A 25,464-nucleotide genomic window follows, 5' to 3' on the forward strand; every position below is an offset into this window, starting at 1 on the left:
TGCGGGCGGACACCCCCCACCCCGTCCCCTTCGCGCCGTACGCGGCTAAAGGTGCGTCCACCGTCCCCACCCCAGGGGCGCGGGGAACTGCGCGATCAGCCCCCACCGGGGCGCAGCCGACACCCCTCCTCCAGAACCCCGTGACCCGTCCCGACATCACCGGAGACAATGGACCCCGTGCGCTATCGCATCCTCGGCACCACGCAGGTACTCCGTCCCGACGGTTCGTCCGTCCCGGTCGGCGGGGCGCGGCTGCGTGCGCTGCTGACCGTTCTCGCTCTGCGGCCCGGCCGCACCGTTCCGGTGAGTGTGCTGGTGGACGAGGTGTGGGACAGTGACCCGCCCGCCGACGCCATGGGTGCGGTGCAGGCACTGGTGGGGAGGCTCAGGCGAGCGCTCGGGTCGGACGCGGTGGCCTCCGTGGACGGTGGCTACCGGCTGACCGCCGTGCCGGACGACATCGACCTGCACCGTTTCGAGCGGCTCGCCGGTGACGGGGTGCGGGCCCTGGGCGACGGTGACCCCGCGAAGGCGGCCGTGGTCCTGGACGACGCGCTCGCCCTGTGGCGGGGTCCGGCCCTGGCCGACCTGCCCGACCGTACGGCCGAGGCGGCCCGTGCCGAAGCGCGTCGCCTGGACGTTCTCCGGGCCCGTCACACGGCCGCGCTCGCCCTCGGCCACGCCGATCTGTCTCTTCCCGAACTGACCGCCCTGTGCGACGCCCACCCTCTTGACGAGCCCCTCCAGGCCCTCCGCCTCCGTGCCCTCCGCGACACGGGCCGTACGGCGGAGGCGCTGGCCGCCTACGAGTCCGTACGGCAGGTTCTCGCGGACCAGTTGGGTGCCGATCCGGGACCGGAACTGCGGGCGCTGCACGGGGAGTTGCTGCGGCCGGAGGCTGTCTCCGTGACGCCCTGGGTTCCCGGCGCGGACTCCTCCGGCCCCTCTCTTCCCGGCAACCTCCGCGCCCGCCTCACCTCGTTCGTCGGCCGGGAAGCCGACATCGAAGCCATCCGGGGCGACCTCGCGGCCGCGCGGCTCGTCACGTTGCTCGGGCCTGGCGGGGCCGGGAAGACGCGGCTCTCGCAGGAGGCCGCCGAGACCGTGCGGGACGCGGCGCGGGACGGGGTGTGGCTGGCCGAGCTCGCGCCGGTCGATGATCCGGACGCCGTGCCGGAGGCCGTGCTCACCGCCGTCGGTGCCCGTGAGACCGTGCTGTACGGCGCCGGTGCCGAGGCGATCCGTGCCGCCGGGAGCGAGCGGCACGACGATCCGGTCGAGCGGCTCGCTGAGCACTGCGGTCGGCGTCGGATGCTGCTGATCCTCGACAACTGTGAACATGTCGTCGAGGCTGCCGCCCGACTGGCGGAGACGCTTCTGGAGCGGTGTGCGGGACTGACCGTCCTGGCCACCAGTCGTGAACCCCTCGGTGTGCCGGGGGAGTTGCTGCGGCCCGTGGAGCCTCTGCCCGAGCCGGTCGCGCTGCGGCTGCTCGCCGACCGGGGTGCCGCCGCCCGGCCCGGGTTCCGGGTCGACGCCGACGAGGAGACCGCGGCGGCCTGTGCCGAGATCTGCCGTCGCCTCGACGGGCTGCCCCTGGGTATCGAGCTCGCCGCCGCCCGGCTACGGATGTTGACGCCACGTCAGATCGCCGACCGGCTCGACGACCGCTTCCGGCTGCTCACTTCCGGCAGCCGTACCGTCCTGCCCCGGCAGCAGACCCTGCGGGCCGTCGTCGACTGGTCGTGGGACCTGCTCGACGAGGAGGAACGGGACGTACTGCGGCGCCTTTCGGTGTTCGCCGGCGGTTGCGAGCTGGCCGCCGCCGAGGCCGTGTGCGGACCCGCCGCCCTGGACTCGCTCGGCTCGTTGGTGGACAAGTCCCTTGTCGTGGCCGCTCCTTCGGGGGACGGCGAGATGCGCTACCGGCTCCTGGAGACCGTCGCCGAGTACGCCGGCGAGCGACTTGGCGAGGCTGGCGGGCTGCGTGCCGACGCCGAGCGCGCGCATCTCACGTACTACCGCGAACTCGCCCGCACCACCGACCCGTTGCTGCGCGGGCCCCGTCAACTCGACGCCATCGGGCGCCTGGAGCGCGAGTACGAGAACCTCCGTACCGCCCTGCGCCGGGCCGTCGCCGGGCGTGACGAGCAGGAAGGGCTGTGTCTGGTCCTGTCGTTGGCCTGGTACTGGCAGATGCGTGACCTGCGCATCGAGGCCCGCAACTGGTCCCGCGAGGTCCAGGGCCTGGGTCCCGATCCCTTCACCGAGCCGGTCCGCCCCGCCGCACCGGTGCGGGAGCGCTGCACGGACAGCCCGCCGCCGTGGACCGGCGAGGTGCTGGAGGAGGCCCGGCGCGGCGCCCACCTCGTCCATCTGGCTTGTATGGACACCGAGTTGGACGCCTGGCAGAACCAGCACGCACAGGCCAAGCTGCGCACCATCGCCGCGACCTACGAGCCCGGCATGGCACAGACCTGCCGGATGCCGGGCTCCCTGTGGTTCTTCGCCGTCATGCTCACCGGGGACATGGACCGGCTGCGGAAGGTCATCCAGGCGACCGTCGACACCTGCCGGGCCACCCCGGGCTACGAGTGGGAGCTCGCCGCCTCCCTCCAGTGGCGGGCCAACCTGCTCGCCAACCGTTCCGACTGGGCCGGCGACGCCATCCAGGACGCCGAGGAGGCGCTGGAGATCTACGAGCGTCTCGGTGACCTGTGGGGCACCGCCGAGGCGCTCTCGGCGCGCGCCGAGGCCCATGAGCGCAAGGGCAAGTGGCATGCGGCCGCCGACGACTACGAGAGGGCGATCGAGCGGGCCGAACAGCTCGGTGCCCGCGCCCAGAAGTCCGTGCTCAACGCCCGGTTGGGCAGCGCGCTGCTGGAGACGGGGGAGGCCGAGCGCGGCGAGCTGCTGCTGCGCGAGGTGATCGCCGACCGGGAGGGTGCCCGCAACGAGGCGATGCCCGCCTCCCGGATGTTCCTCGCGGGCCGACTGGGTATGACCGGCCGCATTCCCGAGGCGCGTGAGCAACTCCGGCTGCTGCGCCAGCAGTTCGGCATCGCCCACTTCGTCATCTTCGACGCCTTCATCCTCGGCTCCGAGGCCTGGCTGGAGGCGATGGACGGCTGCTACGAGGAGTGCCTGACGCTGACCCGCCGGGCGCTGGAGAAGTCCGAGGACCCGCTGGCCCGGACCATCGCCCCGCATATGCGCACCATGTATCTGCACACCGCCGCGCTCGCCCTGGCCGCGGTGGACGGCGGCGCCCGCGCCGCTGACGGTGCCCGCTGCCTGAGGGCCGGGGACGCGCTGCTGCCGTCCAGCCATGTGCCGACGACCATCGAGCGCGAGGTGCGGACCACGGCCGAGCGGACGCTGCGCGAGGCACTCGGCGACACCGCCTACGAGTCGGCGTACGCGGAGGGCGACGGCCTCTCCCCGGAGGAGGCCGCCGCCCTGGTGTGACGCGCACCGACGCCGAACTTCAGTTCTTCGTACGGAACTTGTGGATCGCGTACGGTGCCGCCACCGCCGTGATGGCCGCGGACCAGCCGAGGGTCACCCACAGGTCGTGCGCGACCGGGCCGCCCACCATCAGTCCGCGGGCCGCGTCGGCGAGCGTGGACAGCGGGTTGTAGTCGGTGAAGTGCTGGAGCCAGCCCGGCATCGAGTTCGTCGGCGCGAAGATCGACGAGCCGAACTGGAGCGGGAACAGCACCAGGAAACCCATCGCCTGTACGGACTGCGCGTTCTTCAGGATCACGCCCAGGGTGAGGAACACCCACATGATCGAGGAGGCGAACACGGCGGACAGACCGACCGCCGCGAACAGACCGCCCCAGTGGTCGATGTCGAACCCGACCAGGACGGCGACCACCATCAGCACGGTGGTCGCGAACAGCATCCGCAGCAGTTCCACGGAGATCTTCGCGAACAGCACCGACCCACGCCCGATCGGCAGGGACCGGAAGCGGTCCATGACACCGGAGTTGAAGTCCTGGCTGAAGCCGGTGCCGACGCCCTGGGACAGAGTCATGCTCATCATCGCGATCATGCCCGGGATGACGTACTGGACGTATCCGTCCTGTCCACCGCCAAGGGCCTGTCCGATCGAGCCGCCGAAGACGTACACGAACAGCAGGGTGAAGATGACCGGCATCAGCACCGCGTCCATCATCGACTCCGGGTCCTGCCGGATCCACAGCAGGTTGCGGCGGATGAGGGCGCCGGTGTGGCGCAGATGGCCGCGCAGCGGGATCCGGGCGTCGGCGTCGATGGTGGCGGTTGCGGCGCTCATACGGCGACCTCCTCGCGGGTGTCGGTGGTGGGGGTGGGGTCCTGCGGGGCACTGGCGCGGTGGCCGGTGAGGGACAGGAACACCTCGTCCAGGCTGGGCAGTTCGGTGGTGATGGAGGAGAGGGTGACGCCGCGCGCGGTGACCGCGCCGACCACGGCGGTCAGCTGCTCGTCGCTGAGGATCGGGACGACGACCGTGCCGCTGTCGGTGTCCACGGTGCTGGTGGCGAGCCCGGTGATGCCGAGTTCGTCGATCCACCCGGCCAGCGGCCGCAGCTGCATCGGGTCGACGGGCCGTACCCGCAGGGAGCGTCCGCCGACCTTCGCCTTGAGCTCCTCGATGGCGCCGTCGGCGATGACCTTGCCGTGGTCCACGACGGTCAGCTCGGAGGCGAGCTGCTCGGCCTCCTCCATGTACTGGGTGGTCAGCAGGACGGTGACACCGTCCCCGACCATCCGCTTGACCTCGTCCCACACCTCGTTGCGGGTGCGCGGGTCGAGACCGGTGGTCGGCTCGTCCAGGAAGAGCACCTGGGGCCGTCCGATCATCGAGGCGGCGAGGTCGAGCCGCCGCCGCATACCGCCGGAGTAGGTGCTCGCGGGCCGCTTGGCGGCATCCGTCAGCGAGAACCGCTCCAGCAGCTCGTCGGCCCGGGCGCGGGCGTCCTTGCGGGGCAGGTCGAGCAGCCGCCCGATCATGTACAGGTTCTCCCAGCCCGGGAGCTTCTCGTCCACCGAGGCGTACTGGCCGGTGAGCCCGATCACCCGGCGCAGCTGGCGGGGCTGGTGCAGCACGTCGTAACCGGCGACGGTCGCCTGCCCGGAGTCGGGGGAGAGGAGGGTGGACAGAATGCGTACGAGGGTGGTCTTCCCGGCGCCGTTCGGCCCGAGCACACCCATCACGGTGCCCTCGCGCACGTCCAGGTCGACACCGTCCAGCGCCTTGGTCTCGCCGTAGTGCTTGACCAGCCCCCGCACGGATACGGCGGTGTTCCCGCCCTTGGGGTTCTTGTCGATTCGCGTCATACCGAGGACGGTGTCAGCCCTCACCGACAAACCGCCTACAGGCCGCCGACAGGCACCTACAGACCGCCGACAGGTCCGGCAGGGCGTGTGTGCGGCAGCGAAAGGGGGCGCCCGGTGATCACCGGGCGCCCCCTTCGTCGTACGACCGCTCAGTGCCGTACGGCTTCCACGTGCTCGGGCACATGGCCGGCCACGAGCCGCTCGCGGCCGGACGACATGCCACCGCGCCGTCGGTCCACGGCCGTCGCCACCCCGGCGACCCCGAGGCCGAGTACGGCCAGGCCCGCGCCCGTCAGAGCCGGGGAGGTCACGCCGAGGCCCGCGGCCAGGGCCAGGCCGCCGATCCAGGCGCCGCCGGCGTTGGCGAGGTTGAAGGCGGCCTGGTTGGCGGAGGAGGCCAGGGAGGGGGCCGCCGAGGCCTTCTCCATGACCATCAGCTGGAGCGGGGAGCCGGTGACGAAGGCCGCCGTGCCCAGCAGGACCACCGCGACCACCGCGCTCCACTGCGCGGACATCAGCACCGGGAACAGGGCGAGGACCGCGACCAGCGAGGTCAGACCGCCGAACAGGGTGCCGCGCAGCGAGTGGTCGGCGAGCCGTCCGCCCAGCAGGTTGCCCGCCGTCGCGCCCACGCCGAACAGGGCGAGGAGCAGGGTGACGCTGGAGTCGGCGTATCCGGCGGCGTCCGTGAGCATCGGCGTGATGTAGCTGTACGCGGCGAACAGCGCGCCGAAGCCCGCGACCGTCGTGCCGAGGGCGAGCCAGACCGGGACCGACTTCAGGGCGACCAGTTCGCGGCGCAGGCCCACGGCGGGGGCGTGCGCGTGGTCGTGCGGGATCAGCAGGGCCAGCGAGGCTATCGCCGCCAGGCCGATCGCGCTGACGCCGAGGAAGGTCGCGCGCCAGCCCAGGTGCTGTCCCATGACGGTGGCGACGGGCACGCCCGCGATGTTGGCGAGGGTCAGGCCGAGGAACATCAGGGAGACCGAGCGGGCCTTGCGCTCCGGCGCCACCATGCCGGTGGCGACGACCGCGCCGACGCCGAAGAAGGCACCGTGCGGCAGACCGCTCACGAAGCGCGCCGCCAGCAGAGTGTGTTCGTCGGGGGCGAAGGCGGAGGCCGCGTTGCCGATCACGAAGAGTCCCATCAGACCGATGAGGACCGTACGGCGGGACATCCGGGCGGTGACCGCGGCGAGCAGCGGGGCGCCGATCACCACGCCCAGCGCGTACGCGGAGACCAGGTGACCCGCGGTGGGGATCGAGATGTTCAGGTCGTCGGCGACGTCGGGCAGCAGGCCCATCATCACGAATTCGGTGGTGCCGAGACCAAAAGCGCCGACGGCCAGTGCGAGCAGGGCCAAGGGCATGGGAGAGCCGAGCCTTTCAGGGGAGAGCGGAGTTCCGTACGCGTTTATGTTCAAGTACGGAACAAAGACTCCCGTGCTCGGTATTCCAACGGGGTTCCGGGGGGTTACGACGAGGTGGCGATGTTCACACGGGCCGCCACCGGCAGATGGTCGCTGCCGGTGGCGGGCAGCGTCCACGAGCTCACCGGGTCGATGCCCTGCACCATGATCTGGTCGATCCGCGCCATCGGGAACGACGCCGGCCAGCTGAACCCGAACCCGCTGCCCGCGGCGCCCTGCGTGGAGCGCATCTGGGCGGTGACCGCGTTCAGCGCACGGTCGTTCATCGTGCCGTTGAGGTCGCCGAGCAGGATCTTCCGGGGGAGCTTCTCGTCCGAGATGGCCTCGCCGAGCGCGTTGGCGCTCTTGTCGCGCTGCCGTGCGGTGAACCCGGCCGCCATCTTCACCCGTACGGATGGCAGATGGGCGACGTAGACCGCGACCTGTCCGTCCGGAGCGGTCACCGTGGCCCGCATGGCCCGCGTCCAGCCGAGCTTGATGTCGACCGCCTTGACGCCTGTCAGCGGGTACTTGCTCCACAGCCCGACGGTGCCCTCGACCGCGCGGTACTTGTACGTCGACGCCAGCGCCTTCTCGTACACCGGTACGGCCGTCGTGGTCAGCTCCTCCAGGGCCACCACGTCCGCGTCGGAGGCGGCCACGTCGCGGGCGGTGCCGGACGGGTCGGCGTTCTCGGCGTTGACGTTGTGGGTGGCCACCGTGAGGTCGCCACCGGTGCCGTCCTTGTCGGAGAGCAGCCCGCCGAAGAGGTTCAGCCACACGGCCGTCGCCAGCAGCACCGCGATCAGGGCGGTCGCCGACTTGCGCACCAGGGCGAGCACGAGGAGCAGCGGAACGAACAGGCCCAGCCAGGGCAGGAACGTCTCGGTGAGACTGCCGAGGTTGCCGACCGCGTTCGGGATCTGTGCGTGCAGCAGCATGACCAGCGCGACGATCACGGCGATCGTGGCGAGGACGATCCCGCGGCGCCAGATCCGCCGGTCACCGCGCCATCCGGAGACCGTCCGACCGAGCAGGCGCTGGAACCGGCCTCTCTGGCGCTCGGACCCCGAGCCGCCGTCCGCCGTCTCCTTCACGTACGCCTGCTGCGCCATACCGTCGCCTCACTACCTGCCGTACACACCGTTCGCCCCGCTGCCGTGGGGTGTCAGACACCCCATAAGACCCTAGGGGATGATCGGCTTTCATCTCGTCGTCGCATGACGACCGTACGGGGGCGATGACGTACAAGTCGGCTTCCCGAGTTCCGGATCCCGGCGGGGAAAGCGCCCTCTGTGACCAAACGCGCACACTCGGACCGCGGAGGCCAGGGCCCGTCCGCCGGATCAGGCAGGCTTCAGGCAACGGCGCCTCGTCAACCCAGGTGAGCGGGGTGTGGTGTGTGCAGCTGCAAGGCGGAGGAGGTTAGGAACTGACGGGCCGTAGACCTTCGAGCAGACTGTCGACGATCTGCTCCGAGAGCCCCTCGGGGAGGTCCGCTTCGGGTTGCATGACCGTGCGGAACAGCATGGGGCCGACGAACAGGTCGTTGAGCAGTTCGGCATCGACATCCCTGCGGAGTTCGCCGTTGGCCTGGCCGCGGCGCAGGATGTCGACCTGCTGCTGTCGCCGGGGCGCGATGACGAGCGTCTGGTAGGCGTCCCAGACCTTCGGGCTGCTCTTCATCTGGGCGAACACACTGTGCAGCAGCGCCGAGGAACGGGTCATCAGTCCGCGCTGGCGCAACTGCTCCAGGAGCGCCACGAGATCGTCGCGCATCGAGGTGCCGGGGAGTCGGGGGTCCGGCGGCTCGGCGTTGCGCACGACGTCGACGAAAAGCTCCTCCTTGCCGTTCCAGCGGCGGTAGATGGTGGCCTTGCCGACGCCGGCGGTACGGGCGATGCGCTCGATGGACAGCTCGGCAAGCGGTACGCCGTCCTCCAGCAGCTTGATGACGGCCTCGACGATGGACCGCTCCACCGCCTCACTGCGGGGCCGGCCCCGCACGGGACCCATCTGCCTGGGCTGACTCTCGGCGAGGCCGCTCACGTCGCTCCGTCCTCTCTGTGGTCTGAGGTGATTCTCCCTGGCGTACGACGGTCTCGGAGGACCATGTCCGGCCGTCCCCCGGGGATCCCCACACCGACCGCTCGGGCCGCGGGGACCTTCCCCGGGAATCCGGGGCACCGAGGGTCCGTGGTCCGGCCCGGGTTCTCGGTGGCCGGGGTGGTGGCCGGGGCCCTGGTTCGACCCGGGGCCCCGCTGCCTCCGCCGACCGGCTCGGCCACCGACCCCCACGCTGTCACCGTCGCCTCACTCGCCCGCGGCCACCAACTCCTGTTCCTGCCGCCCCGACTGAGGGTCCGTCGGTCGCCCCGGCAGAAACAGCGCCGCCACCAGGGCGCCGATCAGGGCCACGCCCGATCCGCACAGGGCGGTGATGTGCATCGCGTGCAGGAAGGCGTCGTTGGCCGTGCCGAGCAGGGCGTCACCCCTTGGGCCCAGCTTCGCGGCGACGCCGAGGGTGGCCTCGATGGACTCGCCGGCCGTGTCGCGGAGGCCTGCCGGGAGGAGCCCCAGCTTGCCCTCGATGCCGTTGCGGTAGGCCGTCGACAGCACCGAGCCGAGGACGGCGATGCCGAGCGCGCCGCCGACCTGGCGGAAGGTGTTGCTCAGCGCGGACGCGGAGCCGGCCTTCTCGCGCGGCAGTGCCTGCATGATGACGACGGACGTCGGCGTCATGACGTGCGCCATACCGGTGCCCATCAGGAAGAACACGACCTCCAGCACCCAGATCGGCGTGTCCGCCTCGAAGGTCGCGAACGCGGCGAGCGCCCCCGCGAGCAGCAGCAGTCCCGCAGTGGTGGTGACCCGGTTGCCGAACCGGTCGACGATCAGCCGCGCCCGCGGAGCGAAGATCATCTGCGCGGCGGCCAGCGGCAGCATCAGCAGACCCGACTCCAGCGGCGAGTAGCCGCGCACGCTCTGCGTGTAGAAGATCGAGAAGAACGTCACACCCATCAGCGCGAAGAACACCAGCGCGATGGCGGCCATGGCGGCCGAGAACACCTTGTTCTTGAAGTACGTGACATCCAGCGACGGATGGTCACTGCGCTTCTCGAACACCACGAACGCGGCGAGCACGACCACTCCGGCGCCGATCGTCGACAGCACGGTCGGGTCCGTGAAGTCGGCGAGCTCGCCGCCCCGGATGATGCCGTAGACGAGAAGGACGAGCCCGACGACGGACAGGACCACACCGACGGGGTCGAGACGGCCGGGCCTCGGGTCGCGCGAGTCGGGGACCAGCCACACCATCAGCGCGAGGGCGATCAGCACGATCGGCACGTTGATGAGGAAGACCGACCCCCACCAGAAGTGGTCCAGGAGGACACCGCCGGTGATCGGGCCGATCGCGATGGCGAGTCCGACACCGCCCGCCCAGATGCCGATGGCTTTGGGCTGCTCCTCGCGCTCGAAGACGTTCATCAGGACGGCGAGGGTGGCCGGCATGACGAAGGCCGCGCCGAGGGCCATCAGCGCGCGGTAGGCGATGAGCTGCCCCGGCGAGCCGGACTCGGCGGCCAGCGCGGAGCCGATGCCGAACACGACCAGACCACCGAGCAGCACCTTCTTGCGGCCCACCCGGTCACCGATCAGTCCCGCGGTGAACAGCAGGCCCGCGAAGGCGAGCGTGTAGGAGTTGATCGCCCACTCCAGCTCGCTCTGGGTGGCGCCCAGACCGGTCGGGGCGGGGGTCGAGATCGTCTTGATCGCGACGTTCAGGATCGAGTTGTCGAGCACCACGATCAGCAGGCTCAGCATCAGCACGCCGAGGATCGCCCAGCGGCGCCGGTGCACTGCTTCCGGGATCCGGGGTTCAGGGACTGCGGTAGTCATGCGTTCGAGCGTAGGCTATTTTCGATACGGCACCGTCTCGTATCGTAATTCTTTACTGAGGCCTTACCCACAGGGGGGCCTCTGGCCCTCTCTGGCACGAGGTGCCACCATGGAGGTGATCCGGGGACGCCGTGAGGGCGCCTCGAGATGACGTAAGGAGCCGTTGCAATGACGCAGCTTTCGGCTGCCCACAACAAGCCCTCCGACGGCAGCAAAGCGCTGTACGGGGGGAAGGGCACGCGCCGCATCACTGTCCGGGACATCGCACTCGCCAAGGAGCGCGGCGAGAAGTGGCCCATGCTCACCGCCTACGACGCGATGACCGCGTCCGTCTTCGACGAGGCCGGCATCCCGGTCATGCTCGTCGGCGACTCGGCGGGCAACTGCCATCTCGGGTACGAGACCACCGTGCCCGTCACGATGGACGAGATGACCATGCTGTCGGCGGCGGTCGTACGGGGCACCTCGCGCGCCCTGATCGTCGGCGACCTGCCCTTCGGGTCGTACCAGGAGGGCCCCGTACAGGCGCTGCGCTCGGCGACCCGGCTGGTCAAGGAGGCGGGCGTCGGCGCCGTCAAGCTGGAGGGCGGCGAGCGTTCGCACGAACAGATCCGGCTGCTCGTGGAGTCCGGCATCCCGGTGATGGCCCACATCGGCCTGACCCCCCAGTCCGTCAACGCCATGGGCTACCGCGTCCAGGGCCGCGGCGAGGAGGCGGCCCAGCAGCTGCTGCGGGACGCGAAGGCCGTCCAGGACGCGGGCGCGTTCGCGGTCGTCCTTGAGCTGGTCCCGGCGGAGCTCGCGGCCGAGGTCACCCGGGTCCTGCACATCCCGACCGTCGGTATCGGCGCCGGTCCCGAGACCGACGCCCAGGTCCTCGTCTGGACCGACATGCTCGGCCTCACCGGCGGCCGGGTCCCGAAGTTCGTCAAGCAGTACGCCGACCTGCGCGAGGTGATGTCCGGCGCGGTCAAGGCCTTCGCGGAGGACGTCGTCGGCGGAACGTTCCCGCTGGAGGAGCACTCCGTCCACTAGGGCCTACGGCCCACCAGAGCCACAGTGGCACCAAGCGCCCCGCCGATCTTCCCCCGTCGGCGGGGCGCTCTCCGTGTAGGACAGGCTCCGGCCTACTGGGTGCCTACCGTCGTCGGTGTCCGACGCCGACGAAGGAGCCGCCATGACCGAGCAGACCAGCGCAGCGCCCGAGGGCTACACCTCCGTCGCCCCCTGGGTCGTCACCGACGACACGGGAGCCTTCCTCGACTTCGTCACCGAGGTGTTCGGGGGCGAGGAGCTCGGCAGGGTGGCCACCGAGTCCGGTGCGATCGGCCACGGCGAGATCAGGGTCGGCGACACCGTCGTCCTGGCCTTCGACCGGGGCGCGGACTGGCCGGTCATGCCGAGCCTGCTGCGGGTGTTCGTCGAGGACGCGGACGTAACGTTCGCCAGGGCTCTCAAGGCCGGCGCAACGGTGGTCACGTCCCTGGCGGACAGCGCCTTCGGCCAGCGCGGCGGCCGGATCAAGGACCCCTTCGGCAACATCTGGTGGGTGGTCGCCCATGTCGAGGACGTCTCCGAGGAGGAGATGTGGAAGCGGCTGCGGATGCCCGTCTACGCCGAGGCCATGCGGGTGGCGCAGGAGACGTTCGACGCGGAGATGACGGGGCGGGGGAGTGGGCGCAGCAGCGCACCGGTCAGGGAAGTCAGCCCGTCCGGCGATTGAGGACGAGGCCCAACGGGCCGACGGGGTCTGGGGGCCCGTTGGGGGTCTGGGGGCGCAGCCCCCACGGACGCGTACCCCCACCGGCCCGCACCACCTAGTCGAACCGCTCCAGATCCCGCAACCAGGCCCGCGCCGAACCATCACTCGGCGCCCGCCAGTCCCCACGCGGCGACAGCGAACCCCCGGCCGACACCTTCGGCCCGTTCGGCATCGCCGACCGCTTGAACTGCGCGAACGCGAAGAAGCGACGGCAGAACACCTCCAGCCACCTCCGGATCTCCGGCAGGTCGAACGCCCCGCGCTTGTCCTTGGGAAAGCCCGGCGGCCACTCGCCCCCCTCCACGTCATGCCAGGCATGCCACGCCAGGAAGGCGATCTTCGACGGCCGGAAGCCGTAGCGCAGCACATGGAAGAGCGTGAAGTCGTGCAGCGCGTACGGTCCGATCTTGGACTCGGTGGACTGCATCTCCTCGCCCGGCACCAGCTCCGGGCTGATCTCGGTGTCGAGGATCGCCGCGAGGATGTCGCCGGTCTCCTCGTCGAACTGCTCGCTGCTGATGACCCAGCGGATCAGATGCTGGATCAGCGTCTTCGGCACACCGGAGTTGACGTTGTAGTGGCTCATCTGGTCGCCGACGCCGTATGTGGACCAGCCGAGCGCCAGCTCAGAGAGGTCACCGGTGCCGAGCACGATGCCGCCCCGCTGGTTGGCGAGCCGGAACAGGTAGTCGGTGCGCAGTCCGGCCTGGACGTTCTCGAAGGTGACGTCGTACACCGGCTCGCCGGAGGCGAACGGGTGGCCCATCTCCTTCAGCATCAGTCGCGCGGTCGGCGTGATGTCCAGCTCGGCCGCGGTGACCCCGAGGGACCGCATCAGCCGGTGGGCGTTGTCCTTGGTGTGGTCGCTGGTGGCGAAGCCGGGCAGGGTCCAGGCGAGGATGTCGCTGCGCGGACGCCCCGCCCGGTCCATCGCGCGGGCGGCGACGATCAGGGCGTGCGTGGAGTCGAGGCCGCCGGACACCCCGATGACGACCTTCGGTCCGCCGATCGCCGCGAGCCGCTGCTGGAGCCCCGCGACCTGGATGTTGTAGGCCTCGTAGCAGTCCTGGGCGAGCCGGTCGGCGTCGGCCGGCACGAACGGGAAGCGCTCAAGGCGCCGCTTGAGGCCGAGGTCGCCCGCGGGCGGGTCGAGTTCGAAGGAGACCGTCCGGAAGTCACCGGTCCGCGCCTGATGGGTGCGCCGGTTCTCGTCGAACGTGCCCATCCGCATCCGCTCCTGCCGGAGCAGGTCGAGGTCGACGTCCGCCACCGCGTACTCGTCGCCCAGCGGGAACCGCTCGGTCTCGGCCAGCAGTACGCCGTTCTCGTACACCATGGCCTGCCCGTCCCAGGACAGGTCGGTGGTCGACTCGCCGAGACCGGCAGCCGCGTAGACGTACGCGGCGAGACAGCGCGAGGACGCCGAGCGGCAGAGCAGCTTGCGGTCCTCGGCCCGGCCCACGGTGATCGGGCTGCCGGAGAGGTTGGCCAGGACGGTCGCACCGGCGAGGGCGGCCTCCGCGCTGGGCGGCACCGGCACCCACATGTCCTCGCAGATCTCCGCGTGCAGCACGAGACCGGGGACGTCGGCGGCCTGGAACAGCAGGTCCACCCCGAAGGGCACGTCCGAGCCGCCCACCCGGATGGACCCGCCGCGCTCGTCGGCGCCGTCTCCGATCTGCCGACGCTCGTAGAACTCCCGGTAGTTCGGCGGGTACGACTTCGGTACGACACCGAGGACGCGGCCGCGATGCACGATCACCGCGCAGTTGTAGACCCGGTTGCGGTGGCGGAGCGGGGCGCCGACGACCAGTACCGGCAGCAGTTCGGCCGAGCCGGTCACGACCTCCTGGAGCGCCGCCTCGACCTCGTCGAGCAGCGCGTCCTGGAGCAGTAGATCCTCGATGGAGTAGCCGCACAGCCCCATCTCCGGGAAGACGGCGACGGCGACCCCCTCCGCACCGCACCGGCGCGCGTGGCGCAGTACCGCTTCGGCGTTGGCGGGCGGGTCCGCGATGACGGTGTGACCCGTACACGCGGCGACACGTGCGAACCCGTGCTGATAGATGGACCAGAAGTTCGACTGAGGCACGGGCCCAGTGTAATCGTCAGAGCGACGCGATGGGGTGGCGCGAGATGTCGGGCACCTCACGCCACCCCATGTGCGACTAGCGCTTCTTGTACGACTCCACGTAACCGTTCGCGGGCGTGCCCACGCCGGTCACGTCGTCGTACCCCTTCACCGCGGACAGCGAGCTGTCCTTGCCGAGGGAGCGGACCGAGGTGAGCAGCCCGTCGGTGGCGTCATAGCCGTTGGTGAAGTCGACACGGGCCACCGCGAGGCCGGAGCCCGTCGGGTTGTCCGTGACGTCGTGGAAGGCCTTCGACCCGTACTTGGCGTAGATCGACGGGTTGGCGAAGCCGATCGCCTTTCCGCCCCGCGCCTGCTGCGCCAGCGCCTGCACGGCCGCGATCACCGGCGAGGCCAGCGAGGTGCCGCCGATGCGGTACTCGCTGTACTTCTGCGACCCGTCCGGGAAGGTCTGCGTCTGCCCGACCAGGAAACCGGTGTTCGGGTCGGCGATCGCGGAGATGTCCGGGACCACGCGGTTGCCGGCGGCGTTGTTGGCCGTGGCGAGCGCGTCGGGGACGACACCCTTCTGGTAGAAGGGCTCGGCGACCGTCCTGCTGGTGCCGCCGCCCGCACCGGAGGTGAACGCGCCGGGGAAGTCCGTCCAGCTCTTGCCGTCCGCGGACAGCGTGGCCTTGTCGGTGCCCCAGCCGGTCTCCCACAGGTACTTGTCGCCCTTGCCGACGGCGAGGGAGGTACCGCCGACCGCCGTCACCCACGCCGAGTTGGCCGGGGTGTCGACCTGCTTCGTCCCGGTGTTGGCGACCTCGTCGCCGTTGTCGCCGGAGGAGAAGTAGAAGCCGATGCCCTCGACCGCGCCGAACTGGAAGACCTGGTCGTAGGCGGCCGCGAGGTCCGGCGTCTGGTTGGCCTCGATGTCGCCCCAGGAGTTGGAGACGAGGTCGGCCAGATGGTTGTCGACGATCTTGCTGAGCGAGTCGAGCAGATCGTCGTCGTAGCAGGACGAGGCGCCCACGTACGTGATGTTCGCGTCCGGCGCGACCGCGTGCACGGCCTCGACGTCGAGGGTCTCCTCGCCGTACCAGCCGGCCGCCCCGCACTCCTCGGTCTTGGTGTAGTTCTTCGGCAGGACCTGCTTCAACTGGCCGCTGGTGTAGGCCGCGTCACCGTTCTTCTTCGCGTAGGTGGCCGCGTCGAAGGCGATGGTCGGGGAGGCGTACGCGTCGGTGATGGCCACGCGCACCCCCTTGCCCGTGTACGTGCCCGCGCCGTAGGCGGAGCGCAGCTGCTTGCCCGTGTAGCCCTTGATCGCGTACGGGATCTTCGAGCCGTAGGCCTCGGGCAGGGTGCTCGCGGTGTTGGAGCCGTAGTACGAGGAGAACGGCCCGGCGTTCTTGAACACGGCGTCCGGCGGCGGCAGTTGGTCCTTGCTGCTCGCTTTGTGCGGCGCGTTGTCCAGGCCGGTGACGGTCAGTACGGCACCGTCGAGACCGGCCGGCGCGGAGGCGGCCTTGGCCGGGGCGTGGTAGGTCTTCGAGCCCTTGGTGTAGTTGTGCAGCTGGGTGCCGAAGGCCTTCTCGACGGCGGCCACCTCACCGCTGACGGCGACGTAGTGCTCGGTGACGTCCGTGACCTTCAGGCCCGCCGACGTCAGCCAGGACTTCACCGCGGCGACCTGAGCCGCGGTCGCGCCGAAGCGGTCCTGCGCCTGCGCGGCGCTCAGATACTTGCCGTACGACGCCGAGTTCGGGTCGGACACGGCCTTCGCGTAGGCGGCGAGGCCGGTGGCGTCCTTGCCGGCGAGGTAGACCCGGGCGGAGACCTGGGCGCTGTCCGAGGTGGCGCCCTTGTCGGCCTTGGCCGTGGCCCACGCAGGCTTGGTCCCGGCCAGCGTGTCGCGGTTCGGGCTGTCCGCGGCGTGGGCCGCGGGTATGCCGAGCGCCAGCGCGCCCGCGAGCATCGGCAGTGTCGCCGCCATGCTCACCCCGGCGCGCACCATGGCGCGATTGGATCTCATGGAACCCCCTGTGCGGTTCGTCGCGAGTGATCACTCGACGGTCGTCACTCTCTCGATGAACCGTTCACGTCAGGGGAATGTCAGCGTCAAGAGGAGCTCAATTAACCTAATGGCAAAGCCATTTGAGGGTTAAGCCGCTGCGCGGACCGAGGGTTAACCCTCTAGGAACGCGCTTTCGCGCCCCGCTCCTTCAACATCCCCGCCATCAGGTCGATCTCCGACTGCTGCGCGTCGACCATCCCCTGCGCGAGCCGCTTCTCCACCTTGACCGTGCACTTGTCGACACAGCCCTTCGCCATGTGGATGCCGCCCTTGTGATGGTCCGTCATCAACTGCAGATAGAAGATCTCCGCCTGCTTGCCGTTGAGCGTGCCCAGCTTCTTCATCTCGCTGTCGGTGGCCATGCCCGGCATCAGCGAACCCTCCCCGGCGGAGGGCATGTCGCCCATGCCCATCCACGTCATCGGCGCATCGGCCGACACCTTCGGCAGTCCCCACAGGTCCAGCCAGCCCAGCAGCATGCCGCGCTGGTTGGCCTGCGTCTGCGCGATGTCGTAGGCAAGCCGCCGTACCTCCACGTCCTTGGTGCGGTCGCGCACGATGTACGACATCTCGACGGCCTGCTGGTGGTGAACGGCCATGTCGCGCGCGAAACCGGCGTCCGCCGACTCGGCGGTGGGCGCGTCGGCCGAGCCGCCGTCCTCGGCGACGGCATAGGTGATCGCGCCGGCCGCGACGAGCACGCCCGCCACGGCGACGGCCACTCCCGCGAACCTCACTGCGACAGACCGCCCGTGCACGCCGCGCCCGGCTCGGGCGTCTGCTCGCCCTGCACGAACTTCTCGAAGAACTTGTCGACGTTCGGGTCGTCGGCCCCCGTCACCGTCCGCTGGTGGCCCCACGCCGACAGCATGATCGGGTCCTTCTGCTTGTCGTCCGGGCTCATCAGCGTGTACGGCGTCTTCTTCACCTTCGCCGCCAGCGCCTCGACGTCGGCCTTCGAGGCCTTGCTCGTGTACGTCACCCAGACCGAGCCGTGTTCCAGGGAGTGCACGGCGTTCATGTTGTTGAGCGCCTTGGTGTAGACGTCGCCGTTGCAGTTCATCCAGACCTGGTTGTGGTCGCCGCCGACCGGGGGCTCCATCGGGTAGTTCACGGTCTTGGTGACGTGGGTGCGGCCCAGGGTGCCCTTCCAGGTCTTCACCCCGTCCGAGCCCGTCACGAAGTGCCCCGTCCCCTTGGAGTCGGCCGCCGTGCTCGCGTCGTCGTCGGACTGCGACTGCACCAGCGCGACGGTGCCGGCGACCAGACCGGCGACCACCACCACGCTGGCGGCGATGACGAGGATCCGGTTGCGGCGCTCCCTGGACTGCTCGGCGCGCCGCATCTCCTCTATACGCGCCTTGCGTGCCGTGGCGGTGCTCTTCTTGGCGGAACCCATGAGATGTGTCCTTCTGGGGAAAAGGGATGGGCCGGACGGTGACGATCGGTCCACTGATCGTAGTGGGGCGGGAGGGGCTTCTCACAGGGAGTCCCCGGGAAACCCGGGGCACGGGGTGAGACAGGGCGGGCCGGGCATTACGTATGTCAGTCCGAGCAGGCAAGATGGGCGGAAGAGCAGTACATCTGCCGGGTGCCAGGCATTCACTCCTGCGTCGCCCGGACGATCAAGGTCGGCAACGCGCACGAAATGGTGTTGTGGTGTGATGCTCAGGTGCCCGACCGCCTCCTGCGGGACACGGAGACAGGCGGCCTGACCAGCAAGGATGGGGAAGCGGAAGATGGACAAGCAGCAGGAGTTCGTGCTCCGGACCTTGGAGGAGCGCGACATCCGGTTCGTACGCCTGTGGTTCACGGACGTGCTGGGCTTCCTCAAGTCCGTCGCCGTGGCCCCGGCGGAGCTGGAACAGGCCTTCGACGAGGGCATCGGCTTCGACGGCTCCGCGATCGAGGGATTCGCTCGCGTGTACGAGTCCGACATGATCGCCAAGCCGGACCCTTCGACCTTCCAGGTCCTGCCCTGGCGCGCGGAGGCACCCGGCACGGCCCGTATGTTCTGCGACATCCTCATGCCGGACGGCAGCCCGTCCTTCGCGGACCCGCGCTACGTCCTCAAGCGCGCCCTGGCCCGCACCTCCGACCTGGGTTTCACCTTCTACACCCACCCGGAGATCGAGTTCTTCCTCCTGAAGGACCGCCCGCTGGACGGCTCGCGCCCCACCCCGGCCGACAACTCCGGCTACTTCGATCACACCCCGCAGAACATCGGCATGGACTTCCGCCGCCAGGCGATCACCATGCTGGAGTCGATGGGCATCTCGGTCGAGTTCTCCCACCACGAGGGAGCGCCGGGCCAGCAGGAGATCGACCTCCGCTACGCCGACGCGCTCTCCACGGCGGACAACATCATGACGTTCCGCCTGGTCATGAAGCAGGTGGCGCTGGAGCAGGGCGTCCAGGCGACGTTCATGCCGAAGCCGTTCTCCGAGCACCCCGGCTCGGGCATGCACACCCACCTCTCCCTCTTCGAGGGCGACCGGAACGCGTTCTACGAGTCGGGCTCCGAGTACCAGCTCTCCAAGGTCGGTCGCTCCTTCATCGCGGGCCTGCTGAAGCACGCCGCGGAGATCTCCGCGGTCACCAACCAGTGGGTCAACTCCTACAAGCGCATCTGGGGCGGCACCGAGCGCACGGCGGGCGCGGGCGGCGAGGCCCCCTCCTACATCTGCTGGGGCCACAACAACCGCTCGGCCCTGGTCCGCGTCCCGATGTACAAGCCCGGCAAGACCGGCTCGGCCCGCATCGAGGTCCGCTCCCTCGACTCCGGCGCCAACCCGTACCTCGCCTACGCCCTGCTCCTGGCCGCCGGCCTCAAGGGCGTCGAAGAGGGCTACGAGCTCCCGCCGGGCGCCGAGGACGACGTCTGGGCCCTCTCCAACTCCGAGCGCCGCGCCATGGGCATCGAGCCCCTGCCCCAGAACCTCGGCGAGGCCCTCACCCTGATGGAACGCAGCGACCTGGTCGCCGAGACACTCGGCGAGCACGTCTTCGACTTCTTCCTGCGCAACAAGAAGAGCGAGTGGGAGGAGTACCGCAGCGAGGTCACGGCCTTCGAGCTGCGGAAGAACCTGCCGGTGCTGTAGGGGCGGGCCCCAGTGGGTGGACCCCCCGTCCCGGAGGCAGTCGCGTCCAGGACGGGGGGTGCGGTGCGGGTGCTACCAGGTCCACTTCTGGTCGGTGTTCGTCGAGCACGGCCACTGAATGGCCTTGGCGCCGATATCGGTGGTGGACTGGGGAATGGCGAGGCACTTGTCGGTGGCCAGGTTCCGCAGCCGGTCGACGCTGTCGTGGATCCAGACCTGCTCGTTGCCCGTGGAACAGGTCCACTGGATGGCCTGGGTGGCGTCGGTGGTGGTGCCGCTGGGGATGGCGAGGCACCTGCCGCTGTTGGCGTTCTTGACGCGGTAGCGGTCGTTGTTTCCGCCCGCCACCTTCTCCAGGTGCCACTGCTGCTCGGCGCCGGTGGAACAGGTCCACTGGATCAGACCGGTGCCGTTGTCCTTGCTGGCCTGAGGCACGGCCAGGCACCTTCCGGTCCCCTGGTTTTTCAGGGGGCGGGCGGCGGTCACGGCCGCGTCGACCCAGGAGGCCAGGTCGTCGACACGGGCGGCGATACCGCCGGTGCGGGTCTCGGTCGCGTCCGTGGCGAAGCAACCGCCCTGGTACGAACGGCTGTTGAGGGCCACCAGCTGGTCGGCGCCGTTCACCGTGCGCACCACCGGGCCGCCGGTGTCGCCGGCACACGCGGCCACGCCCTCCTTGCCGGTGACCGTGGCCGTGGTGGTGTCCGCGGCGTCCACCGAGAGCGCGCCGGCGTGCAGCTGAAGGGGCGCCCACTCGGTCTGGGTGCGCCCGTACCCGGCGAACTTCAGCTCCTCGCCCACGGCGGGCGCGGCGGTGGCCAGGGCGACGGGGGTGACATTGGTGACCGCCTGGTTGAGCCGGGCCAGGACCACGTCACGGTCGGTACGGGGCACCAGCTCCACGACCTCGCGCACCGCGCCCGCCGTGGTGGTGAGGTCGGAGCGGCCGATGGTCGCGGTGGTCGTCAGCGCCGGCTTGCCCGCGGGCACGGCCGGGTTTGTGGCCGTCTGATCGTCGGCGAAGCAGCTCGCCCCGGTGAGCAGCCACTGAGGAGCGACCAGGACGCCGGAGCAGCCGCGGTCGTGATCGCCGAGGACGAGCTGCGCCGTGTAGCCGAACGTGGCGTCCGTGACGGCGGGGCCGGTGACGGCCGGCGCGGGCACCGCGAAGAACGCGAGCGGCGCTGCGGCCAGGACCATTGCCAGTACGGCTCTACGTGCCTGTCTGGAGTGTCGCAAGACGGGATTCCTTGAGCTGGAGGTCGGATGTCGGAGGTGTGCCGGGGCGGGGGCCGGCACACCTCACTCTCTCCACTCCGTGAAGCACGCATGGGATGAGGGCCGAGGTTCTGATGTGAGGTCGATCACCGTCATCGAAGGTTGTACGGAATTCGATGAACAAGCGATGACGAATGAGGACGGCCGGCCTACTGTCCGGCCGTCCTCGCCACCACCTGGTGCAGGGGCTCCGTCTCGCGGCGCTTGTACTCCTGGATCGCCCAGCCGTTGCCGTCCGGGTCCTTGAAGTACATGAAGGTGGCGCCGTCCTGAGGGGCGAACTGGACGGGTTCACTGACGTCCAGGCCGCGGGAGGTCAGCTCGTCGTAGGCGGCCTTGGCGTCGGTGACGCAGAGCTGCATGCCGTGGTAGGTGCCGGGCTGTGGGGCTCCCGTGGGCACCTGGAGGCCGTCCACCAGGGCGATCGAGCAGCCTGAGCCGGGTGGCGTGAGCTGGCAGATGCGGACTCCCTCCATGACCTCGCCGTCCAGGTCCACGTGGAAGCCGACCTTGTCGCGGTAGAACTCCTTCGCCCGGTCCACGTCCGTGACGGGCAGCAGGATGACTTCGAGGCTCATGTCCATGGCGTGACTCCCTTGTCGACGTCAGTACGGCCGTCCTCAGAAGCGCCACCGCGTCTGGCTGAACGGCTGTCCCTTACCGAAGCCGAAAACCGTGCGCGGCGCCACCGCATAGACGACGGCGTGGCCCGGACCGTGATGGAAATAGCCCTCCCGCACCTCGAAGCGCCAGAAGTCGCCGTACTTCGCCTCCCACGCGGCGGCCAGCTCCCGCAGACGCGTGTCGTCGGACACCCGCACCGCCTCGCCCTCCACCACCAGGTCGTAGCCCTTGTCCCAGATGTTGGTGCCGGTCGTCAGGGTGACGTGGGGGTTGTGCGCGAGGTTCTTCGCCTTGCGTTCCTCGGGGCCGGTGCAGAAGTGCAGCGCGCCATGGGCCCACACCGCGGGCAACGGCGTGACGTGCGGGCGCCCGTCCGGTCGTACCGTCGAGATCCAGAACAGTTCGGCGGCGGCCAGCAGCGACTCGGCGTCGGGCCAGGAGTGTGCCGTCGCGTCGGCGTCGCTGTAGCGCGGGTCGAGGTGGGTCTCGGGTTCCTTCTCGGTCATCACAGAGCCTCCGGCTCGGGGAACACCCGGGCCACCGCGGCGGTCCGGCTCGACACTCCCAGTCTGCCGAAGGCGTTCTCCAGATGCTTGCGAACGGTGCCGGACGACCACATGCCAGCGGTGAACCGGTACGTCGTCCTCTCCCGGGGCCGAGTCGGGCGACACGATCCTCACGGACCCGTCCCGGCCACGACGGTCGTGGTGATCCGCCGAACCGACCCTCACCACAAAACCACCGCCCCGCGCCCCGGCGCTTCTCCCAGGCTCTCCGGTTAGGCTCGATCGACACGACCTTGATCGGACGGGAGGCCGGGGATGACGGCGGCGCCGGGGCGCAGGAGCAGTACCTTCACGCGGCTGCTGCGGCACGGTTTCACCGATCCGTCGGCGGCCGAGCGGCTGCTGGAGAGCGCGGAGCTGAGCGCCGTACGCAATGACCCGGTGCTCCTTGAGGCCCTCGGCGCGACCGCCGACCCCGATCTCGCGCTGCACGGTCTCGTACGGCTCCTGGAGGCGCAGCCCGGCCGGGAACTCCTCGACACGGTGATAGCGGCGAAGCCGCTGCGCGACCGGCTGCTCGGGGTGCTCGGGGCGTCCGCCGCGCTGGCCGAGCATCTCGCCCGGCATCCCCGCGACTGGCACGCGCTCGTCACCTACGAGCCCCGCGATCTCCACCCCGGTGTCGAGGAGTTCGAGCGCGGGCTCGCCGAGGCCACCGACCCGGTCTCGCTGCGCGTCGCCTACCGTCGCTGTCTGCTGTCCATCGCCGCCCGTGACGTGTGCGGCACCACCGACCTCGCCGAGACCGCCGCCGAGCTCGCCGACCTCGCCACCGCGACCCTGCGCGCCGCGCTCGCCATAGCGCGGGCGGCCGCTCCCGAGGACGCCGCGCTGTGCCGGCTCGCGGTCATCGCGATGGGCAAGTGCGGTGGTCACGAGCTGAATTACGTCTCCGACGTCGATGTGATCTTTGTCGGTGAGGCCGTCGACGGGGCCGACGAGGGCAAGGCCCTGCGTGCCGCCACCAAGCTCGCCTCGCACATGATGCGGGTCTGCTCCGAGACCACCGTCGAGGGGTCCATCTGGCCCGTCGACGCCAATCTGCGGCCCGAGGGCAGGAACGGCCCGCTCGTCCGCTCCCTCTCCAGCCACCTCGCCTACTACCAGCGCTGGGCCAAGACATGGGAGTTCCAGGCCCTTCTCAAGGCCCGCCCGGTCGCCGGTGACATCGAGCTCGGCGAGCAGTACGTCGAGGCACTCGAACCCCTCGTCTGGAAGGCCGCCGAGCGCGACAACTTCGTCGCCGACGTGCAGAAGATGCGGCGGAGAGTCGTCGAGAACATCCCCGTCGCCGAGCTCGACCGGCAACTCAAACTCGGCCCAGGGGGCCTCAGGGACGTCGAATTCGCCGTGCAGCTCCTGCAGTTGGTGCACGGCCGCGAGGACGGCTCGCTGCGCAGCGGCACCACCCTCAACGCCCTCCAGGCGCTCGCCGTCGGCGGTTACGTCGGCCGCGTCGACGCCGCACAGCTCGACGAGGCCTACCGCTTCCTGCGCTCCATGGAGCATCGCATCCAGCTCTACCGGCTGCGCCGCACCCACCTCGTCCCCGAGGACGAGGCCGACCTGCGCCGCCTCGGCCGCTCGCTCGGTCTGCGCGCCGACCCGGTGACCGAGCTGAACCGCGAGTGGAAGCGGCACGCCTCGGTCGTACGACGACTGCACGAGAAGATCTTCTACCGGCCGCTGCTGGACGCCGTCGCCCAACTCGGGCCCGGCGAAGCCCGGTTGAGCGCCGGAGCGGCCCGCGAACGCCTGGTCGCGCTCGGATACGCCGACCCGGCCTCCGCCCTGCGTCATCTGGAGGCCCTCGCCTCCGGTGTCACCCGCAAGGCCGCCATCCAGCGAACTCTCCTTCCGGTACTGCTGGGTTGGTTCGCCGAATCCGCCGACCCGGACGCCGGACTGCTCAACTTCCGCAAGGTGTCGGACGCGTTGGGCAAGACGCCCTGGTATCTGCGGCTGCTGAGGGACGAGGGCGCCGCCGCCGAGAACCTCGCCCGGGTCCTGTCCGCCGGACGTCTCGCCCCCGACCTGCTGATGCGCGCCCCGGAAGCGGTGGCGCTCCTCGGGGACGGAGACGGCGGCGGCCTCGACCCGCGCGGCCGGGCCGGACTCGAACAGGAGATCCTCTCCGCGGTCGGCCGCGCAGAGGGCGCCGCCCAGGGCGTCACGGCGGCCCGTGGAGTCCGCCGCCGCGAACTCTTCCGTACGGCCGCCGCGGACATCGTCGGCTCCTACGGCACCGAGACCCAGCCCGCCGAACCAGACCAGGGCGTCCTGATGGACCGGGTCGGCGACGCGGTGTCCGACCTGACCGCCGCGACCCTCGCCGGCACCCTGCGCGCGGTCGTGCGGGAGGGCTGGGGCGACACCCTGCCGACCCGGTTCGCCGTCATCGGCATGGGCCGCTTCGGCGGTCACGAACTCGGCTACGGCTCCGACGCGGACGTCCTGTTCGTCCACGAACCGCGCGACGGTGTCGACGAGCGGGAGGCCTCCCAGGCCGCCAACAAGGTCGTCTCCGAGATGCGCCGGCTGCTCCAGATCCCGAGCGCCGACCCGCCCCTGCTCATCGACGCCGACCTGCGTCCGGAGGGCAAGTCCGGGCCGCTGGTACGGACGTTGACGTCGTACGAGGCCTACTACCGCCGCTGGTCCCTGGTCTGGGAGTCGCAGGCGCTGCTGCGGGCCGAACCGGTCGCCGGGGACGAGGAGTTGGGCCGCCGCTTCGTCGAGCTGATCGACCCCCTCCGGTACCCGGCGGCAGGGCTCGGCGACGACGCCGTACGCGAGATCCGGCGGCTGAAGGCACGGATGGAGTCCGAGCGGCTGCCTCGCGGGGCCGACCCCAAGCTGCACACCAAGCTCGGACCCGGTGGGTTGTCGGACGTCGAGTGGACCGTCCAGCTGCTCCAGATGCGGCACGGAGCGACGGAGCCGGGGCTGCGGACCACCCGTACCCGTGCGGCGCTCACTGCCGCGCGGGCTGCCGGGCTGATCTCCGAGGAGGACACGCAGGTGCTCGACGAGGCCTGGGTGCTGGCCACTCGGGTGCGTAACGCGGTGATGCTGGTGCGGGGGCGGGCCGGCGACACGTTTCCGACCGAGGCGCGGGAACTTGCCGCGGTGGGCCGGTACCTGGGTTATGGGCCGGGACATGCCGGGGACATGCTGGACGACTATCGGCGGACTGCTCGGCGGGCCCGGGGCGTGGTGGAGGATTTGTTCTACGGGGCGTAGCGGGGTCCGGTTTTCGGCTGCGGGCCCGTCTTCACGCCGGACCTGATCGAGACGTGGATCGACTTCAAGCGGACGAACGAGATCGCCGGGGTCCGGATTTCGGCC

The 25,464-nt window shown here is 70.3% G+C and carries 18 protein-coding genes; 5 read left to right on the forward strand and 13 right to left on the reverse strand.

What is annotated here, in order from left to right; all coding sequences use genetic code 11:
* Positions 1–168: 168 nt before the first annotated feature.
* Positions 169–3,468 carry a BTAD domain-containing putative transcriptional regulator gene (locus ACI2L1_RS22195; RefSeq protein ID WP_404741065.1) on the forward strand — a complete coding sequence of 1,100 codons (3,300 nt, stop codon included), beginning with the start codon at positions 169–171 and terminating at the stop codon, positions 3,466–3,468.
* A gap of 19 nt (positions 3,469–3,487) precedes the next feature.
* On the opposite strand, the gene ACI2L1_RS22200 is transcribed toward ACI2L1_RS22195, so the two are convergent.
* The 6 genes from ACI2L1_RS22200 to ACI2L1_RS22225 all read right to left on the reverse strand — a co-directional run bounded on the left by ACI2L1_RS22200 (position 3,488) and on the right by ACI2L1_RS22225 (position 10,634).
* Positions 3,488–4,300: an ABC transporter permease gene (locus ACI2L1_RS22200; RefSeq protein WP_404741066.1), complete on the reverse strand. Its 813-nt coding sequence runs from the start codon at positions 4,298–4,300 to the stop codon at positions 3,488–3,490.
* Positions 4,297–5,325 (reverse strand): ATP-binding cassette domain-containing protein, encoded by a 1,029-nt coding sequence (locus tag ACI2L1_RS22205; protein ID WP_404741067.1) that lies wholly within the window; start codon positions 5,323–5,325, stop codon positions 4,297–4,299. Before ACI2L1_RS22205 ends, ACI2L1_RS22200 begins: the two co-directional genes overlap by 4 nt.
* A gap of 149 nt (positions 5,326–5,474) precedes the next feature.
* Positions 5,475–6,695: an MFS transporter gene (locus ACI2L1_RS22210; RefSeq protein ID WP_404741068.1), complete on the reverse strand. Its 1,221-nt coding sequence runs from the start codon at positions 6,693–6,695 to the stop codon at positions 5,475–5,477.
* 104 nt (positions 6,696–6,799) lie between these two features.
* A complete protein-coding gene (locus ACI2L1_RS22215) occupies positions 6,800–7,849 on the reverse strand; it encodes an endonuclease/exonuclease/phosphatase family protein (RefSeq protein WP_404741069.1) in 1,050 nt (349 codons plus the stop codon).
* A 310-nt stretch (positions 7,850–8,159) separates the two neighbouring features.
* On the reverse strand, positions 8,160–8,750 hold the full coding sequence (locus tag ACI2L1_RS22220) for a TetR/AcrR family transcriptional regulator (protein ID WP_404741178.1): 591 nt from the start codon (positions 8,748–8,750) through the stop codon (positions 8,160–8,162).
* Between the two features lie 297 nt (positions 8,751–9,047).
* On the reverse strand, positions 9,048–10,634 hold the full coding sequence (locus ACI2L1_RS22225) for an MFS transporter (RefSeq protein ID WP_404741070.1): 1,587 nt from the start codon (positions 10,632–10,634) through the stop codon (positions 9,048–9,050).
* A gap of 168 nt (positions 10,635–10,802) precedes the next feature.
* Between ACI2L1_RS22225 and panB the strand changes: the two genes are divergently transcribed.
* Entirely contained in the window at positions 10,803–11,669 is an 867-nt protein-coding gene (gene panB / locus ACI2L1_RS22230; protein ID WP_404741071.1) for a 3-methyl-2-oxobutanoate hydroxymethyltransferase, read from the forward strand.
* A 142-nt stretch (positions 11,670–11,811) separates the two neighbouring features.
* Positions 11,812–12,357, forward strand: a complete 546-nt coding sequence (locus ACI2L1_RS22235; RefSeq protein ID WP_404741072.1) for a VOC family protein — start codon at positions 11,812–11,814, stop codon at positions 12,355–12,357.
* Between the two features lie 94 nt (positions 12,358–12,451).
* On the opposite strand, the gene ACI2L1_RS22240 is transcribed toward ACI2L1_RS22235, so the two are convergent.
* The 4 genes from ACI2L1_RS22240 to ACI2L1_RS22255 all read right to left on the reverse strand — a co-directional run bounded on the left by ACI2L1_RS22240 (position 12,452) and on the right by ACI2L1_RS22255 (position 17,946).
* Positions 12,452–14,488 (reverse strand): NAD(+) synthase, encoded by a 2,037-nt coding sequence (locus ACI2L1_RS22240; RefSeq protein WP_404741073.1) that lies wholly within the window; start codon positions 14,486–14,488, stop codon positions 12,452–12,454.
* Positions 14,489–14,564: 76 nt separating this feature from the next.
* Positions 14,565–16,505: a protease pro-enzyme activation domain-containing protein gene (locus ACI2L1_RS22245; protein ID WP_404741074.1), complete on the reverse strand. Its 1,941-nt coding sequence runs from the start codon at positions 16,503–16,505 to the stop codon at positions 14,565–14,567.
* 161 nt (positions 16,506–16,666) lie between these two features.
* Positions 16,667–17,269 (reverse strand): DUF305 domain-containing protein, encoded by a 603-nt coding sequence (locus tag ACI2L1_RS22250; protein WP_404741075.1) that lies wholly within the window; start codon positions 17,267–17,269, stop codon positions 16,667–16,669.
* A gap of 11 nt (positions 17,270–17,280) precedes the next feature.
* Entirely contained in the window at positions 17,281–17,946 is a 666-nt protein-coding gene (locus ACI2L1_RS22255) for a DUF3105 domain-containing protein (RefSeq protein WP_404741076.1), read from the reverse strand.
* 340 nt (positions 17,947–18,286) lie between these two features.
* Here ACI2L1_RS22255 and glnA point away from each other — a divergent pair, with 340 nt between their 5' ends.
* Complete coding sequence (glnA, locus tag ACI2L1_RS22260) at positions 18,287–19,648, forward strand: type I glutamate--ammonia ligase (RefSeq protein WP_352383150.1); 1,362 nt, start codon at positions 18,287–18,289, stop codon at positions 19,646–19,648.
* 72 nt (positions 19,649–19,720) lie between these two features.
* On the opposite strand, the gene ACI2L1_RS22265 is transcribed toward glnA, so the two are convergent.
* From ACI2L1_RS22265 to ACI2L1_RS22275, 3 genes are all read right to left on the reverse strand, one after another.
* Positions 19,721–20,848 (reverse strand): RICIN domain-containing protein, encoded by a 1,128-nt coding sequence (locus ACI2L1_RS22265; RefSeq protein WP_404741179.1) that lies wholly within the window; start codon positions 20,846–20,848, stop codon positions 19,721–19,723.
* 227 nt (positions 20,849–21,075) lie between these two features.
* Positions 21,076–21,510 carry a VOC family protein gene (locus ACI2L1_RS22270; RefSeq protein ID WP_404741077.1) on the reverse strand — a complete coding sequence of 145 codons (435 nt, stop codon included), beginning with the start codon at positions 21,508–21,510 and terminating at the stop codon, positions 21,076–21,078.
* 36 nt (positions 21,511–21,546) lie between these two features.
* Entirely contained in the window at positions 21,547–22,056 is a 510-nt protein-coding gene (locus tag ACI2L1_RS22275; protein WP_404741078.1) for a pyridoxamine 5'-phosphate oxidase family protein, read from the reverse strand.
* A 315-nt stretch (positions 22,057–22,371) separates the two neighbouring features.
* Here ACI2L1_RS22275 and ACI2L1_RS22280 point away from each other — a divergent pair, with 315 nt between their 5' ends.
* Positions 22,372–25,359 carry a bifunctional [glutamine synthetase] adenylyltransferase/[glutamine synthetase]-adenylyl-L-tyrosine phosphorylase gene (locus ACI2L1_RS22280; protein ID WP_404741079.1) on the forward strand — a complete coding sequence of 996 codons (2,988 nt, stop codon included), beginning with the start codon at positions 22,372–22,374 and terminating at the stop codon, positions 25,357–25,359.
* Positions 25,360–25,464 lie beyond the last annotated feature (105 nt).

The sequence above is a fragment of the Streptomyces sp. NPDC019531 genome (assembly GCF_044903305.1).
In the GTDB taxonomy this organism is placed as follows: Bacteria; Actinomycetota; Actinomycetes; order Streptomycetales; family Streptomycetaceae; genus Streptomyces.